Source organism: Dehalococcoidia bacterium (assembly GCA_028711995.1).
Lineage (GTDB): Bacteria > Chloroflexota > Dehalococcoidia > SZUA-161 > SpSt-899 > JAQTRE01.
Window position 1 is genome coordinate 16,933 of sequence record JAQTRE010000008.1, and the last position, 17,203, is coordinate 34,135.

At 52.6% G+C, this 17,203-nt stretch carries 20 protein-coding genes; 11 read left to right on the forward strand and 9 right to left on the reverse strand.

Annotation, left to right across the window (positions count from 1 at the left end; translation table 11 throughout):
- Position 1: 1 nt before the first annotated feature.
- Both PHV74_02675 and PHV74_02680 read left to right on the forward strand, forming a co-directional pair.
- Positions 2–760 carry an ABC transporter permease gene (locus PHV74_02675; GenBank protein MDD5093269.1) on the forward strand — a complete coding sequence of 253 codons (759 nt, stop codon included), beginning with the start codon at positions 2–4 and terminating at the stop codon, positions 758–760.
- Between the two features lie 39 nt (positions 761–799).
- On the forward strand, positions 800–1,054 hold the full coding sequence (locus PHV74_02680; protein ID MDD5093270.1) for a TIGR04076 family protein: 255 nt from the start codon (positions 800–802) through the stop codon (positions 1,052–1,054).
- A gap of 191 nt (positions 1,055–1,245) precedes the next feature.
- Here PHV74_02680 and PHV74_02685 read toward each other — a convergent pair whose 3' ends face one another.
- Positions 1,246–1,656 carry a YajD family HNH nuclease gene (locus tag PHV74_02685; protein MDD5093271.1) on the reverse strand — a complete coding sequence of 137 codons (411 nt, stop codon included), beginning with the start codon at positions 1,654–1,656 and terminating at the stop codon, positions 1,246–1,248.
- Between the two features lie 191 nt (positions 1,657–1,847).
- Here PHV74_02685 and PHV74_02690 point away from each other — a divergent pair, with 191 nt between their 5' ends.
- From PHV74_02690 to PHV74_02720, 7 genes are all read left to right on the forward strand, one after another.
- The gene (locus PHV74_02690) at positions 1,848–2,036 is read left to right on the forward strand and encodes a hypothetical protein (protein MDD5093272.1); all 189 of its coding nucleotides are present in this window, start codon (positions 1,848–1,850) and stop codon (positions 2,034–2,036) included.
- Positions 2,037–2,039: 3 nt separating this feature from the next.
- On the forward strand, positions 2,040–2,480 hold the full coding sequence (locus tag PHV74_02695) for a thioredoxin domain-containing protein (protein ID MDD5093273.1): 441 nt from the start codon (positions 2,040–2,042) through the stop codon (positions 2,478–2,480).
- Positions 2,477–2,953: a DoxX family membrane protein gene (locus PHV74_02700; protein ID MDD5093274.1), complete on the forward strand. Its 477-nt coding sequence runs from the start codon at positions 2,477–2,479 to the stop codon at positions 2,951–2,953. The genes PHV74_02695 and PHV74_02700 overlap by 4 nt, the downstream gene beginning before the upstream one ends.
- A gap of 266 nt (positions 2,954–3,219) precedes the next feature.
- On the forward strand, positions 3,220–3,519 hold the full coding sequence (locus tag PHV74_02705; protein MDD5093275.1) for a zinc-ribbon domain containing protein: 300 nt from the start codon (positions 3,220–3,222) through the stop codon (positions 3,517–3,519).
- 122 nt (positions 3,520–3,641) lie between these two features.
- The gene (locus PHV74_02710) at positions 3,642–3,971 is read left to right on the forward strand and encodes an RNA-binding protein (GenBank protein ID MDD5093276.1); all 330 of its coding nucleotides are present in this window, start codon (positions 3,642–3,644) and stop codon (positions 3,969–3,971) included.
- A gap of 238 nt (positions 3,972–4,209) precedes the next feature.
- Positions 4,210–4,539, forward strand: a complete 330-nt coding sequence (locus PHV74_02715) for an RNA-binding protein (protein ID MDD5093277.1) — start codon at positions 4,210–4,212, stop codon at positions 4,537–4,539.
- Between the two features lie 304 nt (positions 4,540–4,843).
- The gene (locus tag PHV74_02720) at positions 4,844–7,036 is read left to right on the forward strand and encodes an MMPL family transporter (GenBank protein MDD5093278.1); all 2,193 of its coding nucleotides are present in this window, start codon (positions 4,844–4,846) and stop codon (positions 7,034–7,036) included.
- A 66-nt stretch (positions 7,037–7,102) separates the two neighbouring features.
- Here the strand turns inward: PHV74_02720 and PHV74_02725 are convergent, their stop codons facing one another.
- From PHV74_02725 to PHV74_02760, 8 genes are all read right to left on the reverse strand, one after another.
- The gene (locus PHV74_02725) at positions 7,103–7,801 is read right to left on the reverse strand and encodes a succinyl-CoA--3-ketoacid-CoA transferase (GenBank protein ID MDD5093279.1); all 699 of its coding nucleotides are present in this window, start codon (positions 7,799–7,801) and stop codon (positions 7,103–7,105) included.
- Between the two features lie 20 nt (positions 7,802–7,821).
- A complete protein-coding gene (locus tag PHV74_02730; GenBank protein ID MDD5093280.1) occupies positions 7,822–8,562 on the reverse strand; it encodes a CoA transferase subunit A in 741 nt (246 codons plus the stop codon).
- Positions 8,563–8,705: 143 nt separating this feature from the next.
- Complete coding sequence (gene mnmA / locus PHV74_02735; protein MDD5093281.1) at positions 8,706–9,845, reverse strand: tRNA 2-thiouridine(34) synthase MnmA; 1,140 nt, start codon at positions 9,843–9,845, stop codon at positions 8,706–8,708.
- A complete protein-coding gene (locus PHV74_02740; GenBank protein ID MDD5093282.1) occupies positions 9,842–10,912 on the reverse strand; it encodes an AIR synthase family protein in 1,071 nt (356 codons plus the stop codon). The genes mnmA and PHV74_02740 overlap by 4 nt, the downstream gene beginning before the upstream one ends.
- 70 nt (positions 10,913–10,982) lie before the next feature.
- Positions 10,983–12,140 (reverse strand): cysteine desulfurase NifS, encoded by a 1,158-nt coding sequence (nifS, locus tag PHV74_02745; GenBank protein ID MDD5093283.1) that lies wholly within the window; start codon positions 12,138–12,140, stop codon positions 10,983–10,985.
- Positions 12,141–12,303: 163 nt separating this feature from the next.
- Positions 12,304–13,590 carry a coproporphyrinogen III oxidase family protein gene (locus PHV74_02750; GenBank protein MDD5093284.1) on the reverse strand — a complete coding sequence of 429 codons (1,287 nt, stop codon included), beginning with the start codon at positions 13,588–13,590 and terminating at the stop codon, positions 12,304–12,306.
- Positions 13,591–13,798: 208 nt separating this feature from the next.
- A complete protein-coding gene (locus PHV74_02755; protein ID MDD5093285.1) occupies positions 13,799–14,686 on the reverse strand; it encodes a hypothetical protein in 888 nt (295 codons plus the stop codon).
- Between the two features lie 190 nt (positions 14,687–14,876).
- Positions 14,877–15,533 carry a hypothetical protein gene (locus tag PHV74_02760; protein MDD5093286.1) on the reverse strand — a complete coding sequence of 219 codons (657 nt, stop codon included), beginning with the start codon at positions 15,531–15,533 and terminating at the stop codon, positions 14,877–14,879.
- A gap of 268 nt (positions 15,534–15,801) precedes the next feature.
- Between PHV74_02760 and PHV74_02765 the strand changes: the two genes are divergently transcribed.
- Complete coding sequence (locus PHV74_02765) at positions 15,802–16,332, forward strand: sigma-70 family RNA polymerase sigma factor (GenBank protein ID MDD5093287.1); 531 nt, start codon at positions 15,802–15,804, stop codon at positions 16,330–16,332.
- A complete protein-coding gene (locus PHV74_02770) occupies positions 16,329–17,183 on the forward strand; it encodes a DUF4382 domain-containing protein (GenBank protein ID MDD5093288.1) in 855 nt (284 codons plus the stop codon). Before PHV74_02765 ends, PHV74_02770 begins: the two co-directional genes overlap by 4 nt.
- The last annotated feature ends 20 nt before the right edge of the window (positions 17,184–17,203 follow it).

The following is a 17,203-nucleotide window of genomic DNA, read 5'->3' on the forward strand; positions in this document are numbered from 1 at the left end:
GATGTTTTCGCCGGCCGCGTTCCATGTGTGGCAGCGCAATCGGGATGTCTTTCTTGCCCTAGCGGGCAGCGAGGTGCCGGGACTGCTGGCGGAACCGCTGATGGTGCTGGTGGCTATGGGATTCGGACTCGGCGCTTATCTGGGCGTAATCGATGATCAGAGTTATATCGAGTTCATCGCTCCCGGCATCATCGCCGGATATGCCATGTTCAGCGCTGTCTTCGAATGCACCTACGGCAGCTTTGTCCGATTGGATTACCAGAGAACTTACGACGCCATTATTTCCACACCCTTGAGCGTGGAAGATGTGGTCGCCGGAGAGATATTCTGGGGAGCTACCCGGGCTTTTATCACTACCCTTGCGGTGATGATCATCGCTACAATGTTCGGGCTAATTCATTCGTACATGGCCCTTCTGGCTCTGCCGCTGAGCTTGATCTCAGGTCTGATGTTCGCATCCATTGCATTCACCTTTACCTCGATAGTCCCTTCGATCAGCAGCTTCAACTATTTTTTCACCCTTTTCATCACGCCGATGTTCTATTTCAGCGGCATCTTCTTCCCTCTGGACGAGTTCCCCTCAATGGTGCGAACCCTGAGCTGGATTGCCCCGCTCACGCCGGTGGCTCACGCCACCCGCTCGCTGGTCCGGGGCGAAATGGACATAGTTGTTCTGTGGAGCCTGCTGCTCATGATGGCCATAACAGCGATTTTCTTCTGCCTGTCGCTGGTGTTGATGCGGAGAAGGTTGCTGAAATAGGGTGCATTGCCGTGCGATCTCAAGAAAGGATGGTGGAGAGTGAAAGAAGTTATCGCTAAAGTAATCTCACAGCAGGGCACATGTTCTGCCGGACACAGAGTCGGGGAGGAGTTTATCATCGGTCAGGAGACCCCGCCGAAGATGTGCGCCTGGGCATATTACACCCTCTTCCCCTTTGCCACAACCTTGCAGTTCGGCGGGTCGTTTCCCTGGGAGAAGGATAAAGGTAGGGTCACTGTGGCTTGCCCGGATCCGGGGAACCCGGTGATTTTTGAGCTGAGAAGGATGGACTAGGGGACCTTTTGGATGTTTAGATAATGATATTGTCATTCCCGCGAAAGCGGGAATCCATATGACGAAGCCTGGATTCCCCCGTATCAAGTACGGGGCAGGCTTATCAAGTCCGGAATGACGGACGTTCTAAAGCCGTTACTGAAACGCTACACCAGAACATCGGATAAGCGGTTGCGAGATTACACTGACAATCACCCTTCTTTGCCGCTCTCTTCCCTGCTCGATGGGTCTTCGATATTCAACAGATTCTTGAGGTTAGCGAAAGGTTGGAAGGTGGCAGGCGGCTTCTGCTTGCCGGGCATGATATCGTTGGGATCGACCTTGGCCCGCTGCGCGTGCATCTGCTCGTGACAATAGATGCACAGAAGCTCCCAGTTGCTGCCATCCGGCGGATTGTTTTCGTGGTTGTGATCTTTGTGATGAACTGTGAGTTCGCGAAGTCTTACCCCGGAAAATTCACGTCCGCACCACGCACAGACCCAGGGGAACATCTTGAGCGCCCGCTCTCTGTAAGTCCTCTCTCGCTGATCCTGATACCTCAGCGAATCAGCAATGATCTGTTTCAGCCTCTCTTCATCCGATAATGGATTTTTCGATGACATGTCAGCACCCTAAATACGAATGGCCGTCGAATCTAAGGCGTAGTATATTCAACAGCCATGTCTATTGTCAATTGCTGCCGCTTTGTCACACTTCACCTTGGTGCCTACTCTCTTGTAAATCATGAACTCGTTAGCGATAATGGACTCATGGCAGTGGGATTCGGGCCCTTAAGAGAGGTTTAGATCGGAATATGGCGACAGGTCGATATCTGGCAACCGTTCTGGCAATAACAGTTCTTGCCGTTATTGCGGGCATCTTCCTCTGGAACAGCGAGACTTCCCAGGTTCTCTCAGACGATGGCAATACAATATGCGATGGATGGTGCCTTGGCCCCGAAGATGCCGCTCTAATTATTGAAACATTCCCGGACTTCACCTGACACATTTGTCGGGAAAAAGAGCAGTTTGCTCTGCAAGCCTTGGGAATGTACCCCGGACAGGTTCGGTTTGAATACCACCCCTATCCGTACTCCGATTTCGGACTCACGCTCGCCCAAGGACTTGAAGCAGCAGGTGAGCAAGGGAAGTTCTGGGAGATGCACAACCGGATGGTAGAGGATGCACCCGAGAACATGGCAGAGCTTGTGGCTGTAGCTGAAGCAGCAGGTTTGAATACGGAGACGTTCACCGCAGCAATTGACAGCAGGAAATTTGCCGAGAAAGTCCGTGCCGCTAAGGAGTCGGCGGCAGGCAGAGGGGTTGGAGAGGTGGCGTTGTTTATCAACGGCAAGGAATATCAGAAGTCCCCGGGCACATTGGATGATCTGATTGGGGCCATCGAAGATGAACTGACAAAGACCAAACAGACAGAGGAAGTTCATTGAGCCGCATTGCGCCCTTCCTCCAGAACCCCTATTTACACCTTTTCCTCCGTCTGTTCGTCGGCGGGACGTTCATGCTGTCGGCAATTTTCAAGTTTCCCCACCATACCGAGTTTGTGGATATTGTCAAAAGCTATGACCTTCTGCCCGATGCTCTGGCAGCAGCCTATGCCAATGCCCTCCCCTGGGTGGAGATTCTGGTGGGGTCATACCTGTTGCTGGGAGTACTGATCCGACCCGGCGCTGTGATTGCACTTCTGATGTGCGTCAGCTTCATGATCGCCAACATCACCTCTCTGGTGAGGGGAGATGAACAATGCGGCAGCTGTTTTGGAGACGTGATTACACTCCCGGTCTGGCAAGCCATCGCCATAGACATTTTCCTCCTTATTGCAGCCGTTGCGTTGCTGGCGGCCAGCGGCAGGTCATTACTTGCGCTGGATGACCTCCTCTTAAAAAGCGATAAACCCTCTTGATCCCAAACACCTCTCAATCACTTCCCCGATCTGCTGGAAGAAAACGACACCTGCCGTTGAACCGGTAGCATGTTGGGCAGTAGGTCATCCCCTGCGATTGCCCTTACGATCCGGGGGCAGACACTCACATTCGCAAAGCAGGCCAATTTGGTGTATAATACTTTTGTTAGTTTCAGTTTGGGCTGCTATTTACTGATCATCCCAATTCCCTCGCGTGTTGGATGACCGAACTCTAACTAGAATTCCCCAACAGAGGAGGTTATCCGGTGAGTTTTCAAGACAAGTCCCTCCAGTGTGCCGATTGTGGGGCCACGTTCACTTTCAGTGCAGAGGACCAAGATTTCTTCCAATCCAAAGGCTATGTCAATCAGCCCAAGCGTTGCCCTTCATGCCGTCAGGCTAAGAAGCAAGAGCGTAACCCAGGCAGCACCTATGGGGCCAATCGCCAGATGTTCCCCGCAACATGCGCCGAGTGTGGCAAGAAAACCGAAGTGCCGTTTGAACCACGTGGAGACAAACCCGTTTACTGCAGCGATTGCTATCGTAAAGCCAAACCGAACAGGTAGTGTTGCGAATAGTTGGCTCTGTGTGTGCCCCTGCCATCCGTTGCTGATCGGAGTCATTTCAAGCAGCTGGGGGCAAAGCGATCAGCGTGATATCACCAAAATCTAGCATAAAGGAGCAGAATATGAAAATCTATGTGGGCAATTTGTCCTATGACATGACACAGGAAGAACTACTGCAAGAGTTTAAGGCGTTCGGAGCAGTGACATCGGCCGATATCATCATGGATAAATTTAGCGGGCGATCCAGGGGATATGCCTTTGTTGAAATGCCCTCGATATCAGAGGGTCAGGCTGCAATTGCCGCTCTTAATGGAAAGATGCTGAAGGACCGGACTCTCAATGTGAACGCAGCTCGAGAGCGTACTGAGAACAGGGGCGGCCCTTCTCAGGGAGATCGGCGCGGTGGTGGTGGCGGTTTCAACAGAGGAGGAAGACCAGGGGGAAGATATTAGGGTGAGCCCTGAAGTTACCCGCCTCTCATCATGGTCAGGGCGCGATAAAACGAGCCCTGACAGAGGCACCCAACTCTCGGCAGAAAGTTTCCTGCACTAAGCAATCAGAGGTTCTTTAGAAACCTTTTTTCGTTTTTGATCAGACAAAGTATTCACTAACTCCGGAAGGCGATCAATCCGGGCCTTGGTGATTGGCAATGGGCCAAACATTATCCTGTTGACGCGGAAGGAGGCCGATATGAATATCTATGTGGGCAACTTATCTCTTGAAGTCACTGAGGAAGAGCTGCGCCAAGAGTTTGTGGCTTTCGGAGAAGTCCTGTTTGCGACTATCGTGGATGGTAAGTATGTCAGCGGCGGTCAATCCCGGGGGCACGGATTTGTGGAGATGACGTCGCTATCTGAGGGTCAAGCAGCGATTACTGCCCTCAATGGGAAAACCTGGAAGGATACGACAATCAACGTTGTTCAGGCCCTCCCTCTTTCCAGCAGGGGAATCGGCAATGGCTCTCGTGGTCCCAAGAGGGCGAAGTCCTTCAGCGGCAAATTCAGCCCTGGTAGATACTAGGCTGCTGAAATAGTCCAACTCAACCCCGGTGTAGGTTGAGGGCAGGCCATCTAACCCCCATTCGTGCGGCGATCAGGGTGAGATGGATCAAATTCCCTTCAGTCATACATCAGATTCATGACATCGGTCGAGGTAAGGGCTCGGAACCAAAAGACCGCATCACCTCTTTTCAACAGTCTCCTTTTCGTAAATATGGCGTCTTTTTTGTGCTATACTATTGGGCAGATTGAGATCACTCATCCACACAAAGCCTGTGGCTTGAGTTGTCGGCTCTCAACATCTCGAATTCGCAGGAACCATCGGCGTGAGAAGACTCTCCCTTCCTACCGAATCACTGGCGCGGAGTTGCGCAAACCACCCATGGCTCACAATTGGGATTTGGGTCGGCGTACTGCTCATCTCCCTCGGTCTCATAAGTGCTTTCCTCGGTGATGCCACCACCAGTGAAATCAGATTCACCGGAAACCCGGAATCCAAGCGCGCCAGTGAACTCCTCGAGCAGCGATTGACGGGGGAGAGAAAAGCCAATGAAGTGGTCATTATCACCTCGAAGACCCTCACCGTCGATGACGCTGCATTTCGTGAAGAGGTCCAACAGCTTTACGGCGAAATTATGGCCCTTGGCCCGGATGTCATCAGCCGAGGACTGAACTACTACCTGATTGGTTCCAATCAGATGGTTTCCTCGGATCGTCACACCACCCTTATCACTTTGGCCATGACTGGCAACCTGAATGACGCCCGGCAGAATATCGGCAAGGTGCACCGCATTCTTGAGCAGAACCACTCCGGAGATCAGTTTCAGGTTCTGATGACCGGCGATGCCAGCCTTAATCATAATATCAATGAGGCGGCTCGCAAGGATATGCAGACGGCTGAGATATTGGGCATACCGGTCGCTCTATTGATTCTATTACTGGTTTTCGGCGCTGTGGTGGCAGCACTCGTTCCGCTGCTGCTGGCAATGATAGCCATTGTCATTGCATTGGGCATTGTGGCCGTTTTGGGGCAGGCCTACGAGTTCTCCACTTTTGTCACCAACATGATTGTCGCCATGGGCTTTGCGTTGGGAATTGACTATTCGCTTTTCATCGTATCTCGATACCGAGAAGAACGCTCCCGCGGGCGGGAGAAGACGGATGCGATTGTCGCCTCAGCCGCCACAGCCACCCGAGCAGTGCTCTTCAGTGGAATAACAGTTGTGCTGGCGTTGCTTGGCATGATGATCGTCCCGATCACGGTTTTCACCAGCCTTGCGGCCGGCTCTATCTTTGTAGTGATCGTTTCTATTCTGACAACACTCACTCTGCTTCCGGCCGTGCTGAGTCTGGTGGGCGATCGCATCAACAGTCTGCACGTGCCGATACTGGGAAGGCGTCTGGATGCTCAAGCCGAAGCCAACAAGGATGGTTTGTGGAATGCAATTGCCCGGTCAGTAATGAAGCGCCCGTTACTCAACCTGATCCTAGCAGCTGGCATATTGATTGCCGCCATTGTGCCTCTATCTGGATTTCACCTCGGGGCAGCAGGAGTCAGCTCATTGCCGGATCGCATGGAGTCCAAACAGGCTTACCTGATTCTGGAAAAGGATTTTTCCTTTGGACTGGTCAGTCCGGCCCGGGTTGCCATCGATGGAGATATCGACTCGCCTTCGGTGCAAGGCGGAATTGAGCGTCTCAAGACAATGCTGGCCACAGACTCTTCCTTTTATGGGACGCCCACTCTGCAGGTCAATACTGGCAGAGATATGGCTGAACTCTCCTGTCCGGTGGTCGGCGACCCGACGAGCGAGCAAGCCATCGATGCTGTTAGGAAACTGCGCGCCGACTATATTCCAGAAGCGTTCAATGGAGTTGATGCAGAAGTGCTGGTAACCGGGAAGACCGCTGGAAATATCGACTATGTTGACATCACCGGCAACTATTTGCCCATCGTGCTGATCTTTGTCCTGATCCTGAGCTTCGTTTTCCTCACGGTGGTTTTTCACTCCATCGTGATTCCACTCACCTCCATCCTGATGAACCTTCTTGCCGTAGGTGCAACGTATGGGCTGGTGGTGCTTGTTTTCCAGAAGGGATTCGGGGCCGGTGTTCTGGGGTTGCAGTCAATCGACAAGTTCGAGGCGTGGGTTCCGATATTCCTCTTCTGCATTCTGTTCGGCCTTTCGATGGATTACAATGTCTTTCTGCTCAGCCGTATCCGGGAGCGCTATGAGCTCACCGGGGATAACGCGGAATCGGTGGCCTTTGGGCTGAGTTCAACCGGGAGCATTATTACCGGAGCGGCATTCATAATGGTGGCTATTCTCGCCGCCTTTGCTTCGGGAGACCTGGTCATGTTGCAACAGCTGGGGTTCGGCATGGCAGTGGCTGTGTTCCTGGATGCTACCATCGTTCGCTGCATCCTGGTGCCCTCCATCATGCAGCTTCTGGGAACGCGCAACTGGTATCTCCCCGGCGTGCTGAAATGGATACCTCAAGTCCGCCTCAGAGAATAACGAAAAAGGCCCCAGTCCTGTTCGACCTGGAGCCTTTGCTTTGTTTTTCCGTCTATCTGCTTTCGCCTAAAGCTCGATTTCCTTCAAATCCGGGCTGATGATCAGCTTAGGGCCAGTTACTGACTGGACATCCTCTGCGGTCAATCCGGCAACTACCTCTCTGAGGACAAGTCCTCGATGGGGAATGACCTCCATCACAGCGAGATCAGTAAATATCATGCTGACTCTGCCTACGGTGGTAGCAGGGTAGGTCAAATCATTGACAACTTTGAGCTGATTATCCGGAGTGGTGTGTTCCATAGCGATGTACAGTTTCCTTGCGCCGGCAGCCAAATCCATCGATCCGCCGATATTGCCTACGCCATCCAAACCTCTTGACGGGTTCAGCCATCCGGCATAGTCACCCTTGGCGTTAACCTGGAGAGCTCCCATGACCGCGATATCGATATGTCCGCCCCTGATCATACTGAATGACTGGACGATATCAAAGAAACCGCTCCCCGGCAACTCGGTCACCGGCTGACAGCTGGCATTGATTCGATCCTGGTCTACATCATTATCATAAGCGATGGGTCCGGTCTTCAGCATGCCGATCTCTGCCTGGAGACAGATGTCCTTTCCCTCTATCCAGTCGCTGACAAGCGTCGGTATACCGATTCCCAGGTTGACGTACATGCCGTCCTTGATCTCCCGGCTGACTCTCATGGCAATCATCTCACGAGGAAGCCCCTCGAGTTTTGGTTTGTTAATTTTGTTACTTGACACGCTTGCATTCCTCCTTGAATCTAGTTGATACCGATCTTGAACTTGGGACGCTCGACCTGGGCTACCTTCTGAACATATACCCCTGGAGTGTGTATGTCGTCAGACTTCAGCTCCCCGGGCTCAACCAGATTCTCAACTTCAGCGATGGTCACTTTGGCTGCCATAGCCATCACCGGATTAAAGTTCTGGGCTGTCTTGGCATATCTCAGATTGCCTTCCCGATCTCCGACTATGGCATGAATAAAGGCGAAATCGGGCCTCAGAGCAGTTTCCAGAATGTACTTTCTTCCGTCAAACACCCGGGTCTCTTTTTTCTTTCGGTTGACCACGATGTTGGTGAGGATGGTTTCCTCCACAACTGAGCCCACGCCCGTTGGCGTGTAAAAGGCAGCGATCCCTGCCCCACCGGCTCGATACTTTTCAGCCAGGGTTCCCATGGGGTAAACCTCGAACTCAATCTTCCCTGCTCTCACGGCCTGTTCGAAGGGATCTTGCAGACCCTTGCTGGCTGAGCGGGGAAGGCCATAGGAATCGACGACTTTCTTGACTTGTCCGTTCTGGATCAATTTGGCCGCTTCCTCAGTGCATCCCACCAGAGGGCCGCACCCGCAAGTCAGGGTCAGATTCTTTACCTTTTTCTCGATCAGCGCATTCAGTAACGCCCGGGGGACTCCGCACGTAAAGAAGCCGGGTATGGCTATCACAGCGCCATCTTTCACATCAGCGATCGCTTCTTCCAGACTGTTGACGACTTTGTCCATTAACGACTGCCTCCTAGCAAAATATGATCCGTTTGATGGATAGGCCCAGCTACACGATAAAGATATTGCACGTCACTTCAGGTGCATCCCATGTTCGTGGAAGACTATCCTCGTAAGACTATATTATATTATGCCGATGAGTGTCAAGGTGTAGTCTCTTCCAATACAATCTGCTCCTTCTCACCGGTGACATAGAAACTGCTTGCCTTTGCCGTGCTCTCGATCGTCCCACCACCGACCACAATATCCCCATCGTAAAAGACTACTGCCTGCCCCGGGGTAATGGACATCTGCGGCTCCTTGAATTTCACCCGCACCTGGCCGTTCTCCAATGGAGCAATGACGGCCTCCGCCTCCGGATGGCGATATCTAATTTTCGCCTTTACCTTCATTTTCGTCTGGAGCCTTTCCAATGCGATCCAGTTCACCCCTGAGGCCACCAGTTCATCGTTGTACAGGTCTTCCTCTTCACCTACAATAATGGTATTCCTCTGCGGGTCAATTCCGATAACGTAAAGCGGATGCCCGGCAGCAATCCCCAGCCCCTTGCGCTGCCCGATGGTGTAAAAGGGAATCCCTCGATGTTCACCCAGCACTTTCCCCCCTCTATCGATAATAGACCCGCGAGGAGTTGAATCCAGAAGAGAGGAATAGCCTCCGATCACGAAATCCTGGCTCTCAGGTTTCTCATGGACGGTCAAATGACGATCCGCCGCCATCTTTCGAACCTCTCTCTTGGTGTAACCGCCGAGAGGAAAAAGGGATCGGGCAAGCTGTTGCTGGGTCAGGGAGAAGAGAAAATACGATTGATCTTTGGTCAAATCCCTGGCCCTCTTGAGCAAGTAGCGCTTCCTGATCTGATCATATTCGGAGCGAAGGTAGTGGCCGGTGGCAAAATAATCGAACTCGATTCCACTGGCCCGGGTCTTTTCAAGGAGGGCATCGAACTTGATGCGGTGGTTACAGCGAACGCAAGGATTGGGAGTCTTGCCCGAGAGATATTCCTGGCAGAAGTAATCCAGAACTTCTGTTTTATATTCCCGACTGAGGTCGAAAACGTGGAAGGGGATATCCAGGCTCTGCGCCACCCTTCGGGCATCTTCGATATCCCTTTCCTTACCCGGTCCGTAGCAGCCGTGACCCCTTTCTTCACCACAGGAAGCCTCTCCCGCCCATATCTTCATGGTCACGCCAATGACGGCATAACCCTGCTCCTTAAGGAGAGCGGCGGCAACAGAGGAATCTACCCCACCACTCATCCCAACCACAACTCTGGACATCATTTCCCTTGCAGGGCGCCGTACTTGGCCAAGGCATCATAGAACGCCTTCCAGAAGGGATCGACAATCGGGTGCTCCAGCTTGCGCTCTTTGCCCTTTTCAATCAACACCATGCCTTCCTTGGGATCGGTCAGTTCCCCTACGATGGAGGAGCGAATGCCTTTTTTCGCCAGCGCATCCACGACTGCCTGCGCTTTGTGCGCCCTGCAGGAAGCGATCAGAGTGCCTTCGCTGATAGCCGCATAGGGATCCATACCGAAGTATCGGCAAATTTCAGGCACGCACTCTTCTATCAGGATGTCTTCCTTCTGAACCCTCGCACCCAAACCGGATGCCTGGGCCAGTTCGTAGAGCCCCCCCCAAATTCCGCATTCGGTGGCATCGTGCATGGAGCTGATCCCATTATCGCGCACCCCAACGCTTACGGCAGTGAGCGCATCCTCCACGGCGGACATCTGGTAGAAAATCCCCTGCGCCTTGTTGGCAAAATCCGCCCCGAACTCCTTCTCCAGCAGACTGGGGAACATGGTGGCGAAGATGCCGGAGGCTTCGATGGCCGGCCCTTTGGTGATAATGATCTTATCTCCGGCGCGGGCAAACCGGGGAGTCACGTACTCATCCTTTCCTCCGATAGCCAGCACCGTTGCTCCGCCAACCATCGGGTAGTGACAGTTCTCATACCGGGCAGTGTGCCCGCAAATGACGGCGATTCCCAATCGCTCACACTCGCGATGAATGACACCCCAGACAATATCCAGTTGTTCCTTGGTCATCTCCATCGGCAGGTTGAGATCGATGGAAAGGAATTTGGGCGTGAGTCCGCTGGTCACCGCGTCCGAGACCAGGATATGCAGGGCAAACCATGCAGCCCGCTCCCAACCATATTCCGGGACAATGAAGACCGGATCGGTGGTCAGAGCTACTGCTTTATCGCCGATTTCAACGATCCCCACATCCACACCATGCTGGGGTCCCACCAGGATATCTTTGCTCTGCGCACCCAGCCGGGGGAAGATCAACTCAGTGAAAATCTCCGGGGATATCTTACCGATTTCGGGCATTTCGCTCATCTGGTTTGTGACGCTCCTTTTGTTTCGTTGAAAAACCCCCTTCCTCATCAAGAGGACTGAGAGGGATTGTTTACCGTATCAGCGGCGATATGGCTCTCAGCTTGCTCACAATTGGAGGCAGAACCTCCAGCACCCGATCGATATCATCATCGGTAGTCCATTTCCCCAGGCTGAATCGCAGGGAACCATGTGCCTGCGCATGAGAGCAGCCGATAGCCGCCAGAACATGGGATGGCTCGGTGTCGCCGGAGCTGCAGGCAGAGCCGGTGGAAACACAAATGCCCGCCAGATCAAGATTCAAAAGCATCGATTCGCCCTCAACGAAATCGAAGGCAATGCTGACGTTGTTCGGCAGTCTCTTCTGGGGATGGCCGTTCAGACGGGTATGATCAATGCGGGCGACGATACCGCTGATCAGCTTCTGGCGCAGGCGGGTCAACCGCTCCATCTCTTCGGCCATTTCGTTTTGAGCCAGTTCAGCTGCCTTGCCGAATCCGACAATTCCCGGTATATTCTCCGTCCCGGCCCGACGCCTCGTCTCCTGTTCGCCACCGTGCAGCAGGGGAATCACCATTGTTCCTTTGCGAATATAAAGGGCTCCCATCCCTTTCGGTCCATATAGTTTGTGCGCCGACATCGAGAGCAAGTCCACCCCTAAATTATCCACATCCACAGGAACGTGTCCCACCGTCTGCACCGCATCGGTATGAAAATAAACTTCGGCCTCTCTGGCGATCTTTCCGATCTCGGCAATCGGCTCAACAGTGCCGATTTCGTTATTGGCATGCATGACTGAAACCAGAACTGTCTCTTTCTTGATGGCCCGGCGCACATCTTCGGGATCGACCAGACCATCTTTATCCACTGGCACTATAGTTACTTCAATCCCACGCTTCCCCAGAAACTTGCAGGTTTCCAGGACGGCATGGTGTTCCACAGAAGTGGTGATGATATGATTCCCTTTGGATTGGTTAGGCTGAGCTGTTCCGATGATGGCCATGTTATCCGCTTCAGTCCCGCCACTGGTGAAGACGATCTCTTCCTCCTGCGCCCCGATCAGACGGGCAACTTTCCTCCGGGCTTCATCGATGGCCTCTTTGGACTCTTGGCCGCACGAATGGATGCTGGAGGGATTTCCGAAGGTTTCATTAAAATAGGGCAGCATTGCCTTCACCACATCGGGATGAGTGGGTGTGGTCGCCGCATAATCAAGGTAAACTCGCTTCATCTTTCGTTCCGATGCCTTAAACCGGGGACACAGCCGCCGTCCAAGCACGTCTTTTTTCAATCCTGACAGTACTCGATAAAAGCAGAAATGAGCGGAAAATGCAAGTTTGGCGTATCGCCCTATACATGATTCCCCGACGCCGTGACAAGAGGGATTTGAGGGATCAACACGAGGATGCGGTAACGGACTCCTCGGGCGATAGTGCGGTTCGCGCCTGATCCCGAACGTCATTGATGGCGGAGAAAAACTCCCGCATCATGGCTACCAGCAGGTAGCGTCCTTTCGGCGTTAGAGTGACCACGCTGTCATTCCTGTCAAAGGCCCCAGCCAGTTTCATGAAGGCCATCTCAGCCCAAAGTCCTCGCCCCACAGAAACACCAGAACTCTCCTTGAAGCGCTCTTTGTCCAGGATGAGCCCAAAGAGGTTCATCATGAATCGATACCTCATCTGATCGGACTGCGCGAATGGCCTTACCTGCGAGACAGACATCGCCCCCGATGAAATACGCTCTCCGTATTCTCGGAGAGAAAAAGTGTTGACATAAAGCGAGCCATCCAGATAACTGAAGGCCCCGGAACCGATACCGAGATACTCCTCATAGTCGATGATGTACTCGTCGATCATATCTCCGCCCTGGCGCGAGAAACACCATGCCGATACAGGTTTGAAGGCATGGGCCAGCTCCTCGGAGAGAGTTTGATAGTAACTTGCCTCGCGGGAGTAATCGACTTTGCCGACGCTCTGGCGAATGGAACGGCCCACCGAAGGGGAAACCATCAGGGCATAGTAAGTGGTCTGGTTCACGCCGGACTGGATGACCTTGCGAACATCCTCCTTGAGGATTTGTTGAGTTTGGCTGGGAAAGTTGAAGATCATGTCGGCGTTCAGGGTAGGGAAATGCCCTGCCGCCACCTCGATGCGCTTCAGAATCTCCTCTCCGGAACCATACTTGTGGTAACGCTGCATTTGTTGGAGCAAGCCGGTGTCAAAGCTTTGAATCCCAACTGACAAGCGCTGTACGCGTCCCTCCAGCTCTCCCACAATTTCCGGCGTGAGGTGATTGGGATTGGTCTCGCAGGAGACCTCTTTGACGCCGAAAAGCCGACGCGCCAGATCAATGGTGAGGGTGAGTTCATCGACCAGCACAGTGGGCGTACCGCCGCCGATGTACATCGAGGGAAAAGTATATCCCAGATCAGCCACCATTTGCATCTCCAAGCGAAGGTGTTTGAAATAGGTTCTGGCGGCTGGTTCGTTGAAAGGAAATCGATTGAAGGAGCAATAGGGACAGAGCTGCTCGCAGAACGGCACGTGAACATAGAGCAAATACGGATGGTCTGCCTTCGGGCCGGGGAGGATTTTCCGGTTGGCAGGCACAAGCTGAAGGTGACGGCCGATTTCAAACCGGAGGATGGAGGTCAAAATCCGTTCCGAGATCATATCATACATCAGTATGGAGAATTGTGTCATCTCCGTCAAGGAAATGCAATCACACTTGATCCTCGGATTTAGCAGTGTGTTGAAGAAATCACAGCGCTCTCCATCACAATCCCGCTTGCCTCCGGATCAATGGATGAAAATGGAGAAGGGATGCCTTTAAACGGCATCCCTTCTCCACTGCACCAAGGAGGAACACGATGATGGTCAACGAACGGGTCTAGTGATTCTTGCCGCCGCCGGAATTTTGATTGGACGTAGGCTGACCGCCTGCTGAATTCTGATTCATGTTTTGATTGGCGTTTTGAATTGCGTTCTGGATAACTGCTCTGACTTGCTCATTGTTGGTGTTCTCGAGAGCGGTGTTCAGCATTTCCTGATTCCGTTCTTGCAGCCGCTCCAGCCATCGATTGAGGTTCTCTATGTTTTTATTCTTCTCGATCTTATTCTCTACCCTGTTGGATACGACATCTGCCAGATGAGTTTGAAGCCTTTCCCTCACTTGGTCCATGGTCTGGATTCCCGTGCATATCTTCTCCTTCTCACACTGGCGAACAGCCGCGCAGATCATATTACCGACCACAGCCCCTTTCAGTCCATTAGGCATATCAATCGTTATAGTTTCGCCATCGTCTGTAGTGATGGTCATGACTCCATTCTCAACCGACATCACCACGCCATTAATGTGTTGGACCTGACATCGATTTGCCTTCTCAGAAATTAACATCACCCGGGTGGCAGTATAGATTCCCTCTTCTTCAGTTGCCAGGATGGCCACACGCTTCCCCTCAGTGATGACTTCTGCCTGAGTGGCTTCTGTCTGGCCAGGGATCTTGTAGATTGTATCGCTATTTACCGCCACTTCTAATTCCCCGCGGGCGGTAGTGTCCAATGTTATCGCCGCTATGACGGGCGGAGTATCGCTATTCCACGAGATAGACTCAATCGTGCCCACCAACCCCTGATATTTTACCCCTGCCGCCGCAGGTGTCGCCACAGTTGTCGCGCTTGGTGTTACTTCAGGGTCATCGGCCAAAGCAGCACCGATACTCGTTGCCAAAAGTGCTATGCTGATGATGATCACCGGGATGATTCTCGAAATTTTCATTTTTCCCTCCTGCTCTGTTTTTGATATAACGCGGTTAACATCTGCCAAATTATCAGCCTGGTTAGTGTTAACCATGATGATCTCTCATTTAATTTTCACCTCCTCGCAGTTTTCCCTGAAGTGTTCTCTGCAGCCTTTCGAACGTCTCACACCCTTAATAACGCAAAAACCGCAGAACTGTCAGGTTTGACTACGGGATACGTATGATAGTAGTCATCACCGTGGAAGAGTTGCCTTCGAAATCACTGGCAACCACTTCAATCAGATTGGGGCCATCCTCCAGGTTTACCGATACACTGAAACTGCCGGAGGCATCTATATCGACGATTTCACCATTGACGGTGACCACTGCATTAGCGTTTGTCACTCCTTTTACTACCACTGAAGATGATGTGACCACTGCTTCATCCAGGGGTTCGGTGACGGTGAGTGGCAATGCGGCAGCATATATGACAGTCAGATTAACCGACTTCTCATCGCCGTCAAAATCGCTGGCGACGACCTCTATGGAATTTGGCCCGGCATCCAGATTCACGATGCTGCTGAATCTGCCCTGAGAATCGACTTCGATGATTGCTCCATTGATACTCACCACCGCATCGGATCGCGTGGTCCCGGATACAGTGATTCGGGAAGTATCAACCACTGCCTCATCCTGAGGTGTACTGACAACCAGGGTTAGTTCATCGGCCGGTTCTGCTGATGGAGTGGAGATCGTCGCAGTAGGGCTCGTCGCGGTGGGACTCGTTGGCGTTGTTGCATCCGAATCGTCATCGCCGCAGGCCATCACTAACAGCAATAACAACACCCCGATCAGCGCCAAGATCGGTATTCGATATGTCTTCATCTTCACTCCTTTTGAATTACTGGCATTCTATATTCTATAGGGTCTGCGTAACTAACCGCAATAGTACTATCGTCGTGATCTCGAATTTGCACAGATGACAGACCCGAAACATCAGCCGCCGGAAGCCTGACCTGACAAATCGTGCTGCAGTACGTTTTAGTGGTTAGAAAGAAACATTCTTCACCCAAGGACCTGATTCCTATGTGCGGATGGTATACTATTAACAAAAGGGAAACGGACTTAAATCGCTTATTCGGTAAGGAGTGTTTTGTCGGGAAAGGAAACCGCCCGGAAAAAGAGAGAAGAGGCCTTAACCGGTCTTTACGAAGGCAGTTACGAAAGGCTCGCCCGATATATCTTCGTGCGCATCGGCAATCAGACCGAGGCAGAGGACTTGGCGTCTGAGGTCTTTTTGAAGGCATTCAGGTCGCTGGATTCCTACGAGGAGCGCGGGCTGCCGATGGAAGCCTGGCTGTTCAAAATCGCGCACAATCTGGTTATCGACTATGTGCGCAAGGCGGGCAAAAGGCAGACGGTTTGCATTGATGATGTAGTGATTGCAGGCTCAGCCAATCCGGAAGAGGCCGCCGAGTCGAGTATCCAGGTAGAGAAACTGACCCAGGCCTTGAAGCAGCTTCCGGAAAGCCAGCGCGAGGTGATCGGCTTGCGTTTCTTTTCCGATCTCAGCTCTGAAGAGGCCGGAGAGGTTTTGGGAAAGAAAGCCGGAGCCGTAAGAGAGATGCAGAGGGTTGCGCTGCAATCCCTTCGCAAGGCAATGAACAAGGAAACGCAGATATGAAAAGGGCATTTGATCAAATACTGGATGAGTGCATCGACCGCTTGAATGGCGGAGAGAGCGTCGAGGAATGCCTCAAGCTCTATCCTGAATTCGCGGCGGAACTGGAGCCACTCCTTATCGCGGCCCTTGAGTTTCGGAGTGGACTTGCCTTCATGCCCAGTGCAGCGGCAAAGACAAAAGGAAAGGAAAGTCTCCTCCGGGAGATGGCTCAATCACATCAGAAACTCAACAGTCCGGATCCTTCAATTCTCCAACGATTGTTTGGAAGGCCAAAGATATGGGCTCCTGTCACTGCCGCCCTCATGATCGCGGTCCTGATGTTTGCCCTCTGGCCTTCTTCATCAAACCCTCCCGGGATCGGCCCCAGCCCGGCCTACGCCGGCACGATTGAAATCCGGATTACCGATGCTCCCAACCATGACGTGTCATCGGTTTATATGACAATTGGCAACATCGAAGTTCAAAAGAGCGGAGGGAGCGGAGGCACGGGCATTGCGGCAGGTAATGATGGAGACCGGGGATGGACTACCGTGATCGGGGAGGAGAGAAGTTTTGAGTTGCTCGAACTCCTGGGCGTGGAAGAGATTCTGGGCAGCAAGGAGCTTGAAGTGGGGCACTACACCCAAATACGTCTGGATGTAGCGGCTGTGAGAGTCACCGTTGATGGCATAACCCAGAGTGCTGCCTTGCCCAGCGGTAAGCTCAAACTTGTCGGTTCATTCGATATCGAGGCAGGCAAGACAACCGCGCTAACCCTGGACTTTGATGCTCAGAAATCGGTGGTGGTCGCCGGCAATGGGAAGGTTCAGTTCAAGCCGGTGGTCAAGATATCGGTTACCGAAGCTCATTAGATTCTCGCCTCTGCTTAGCT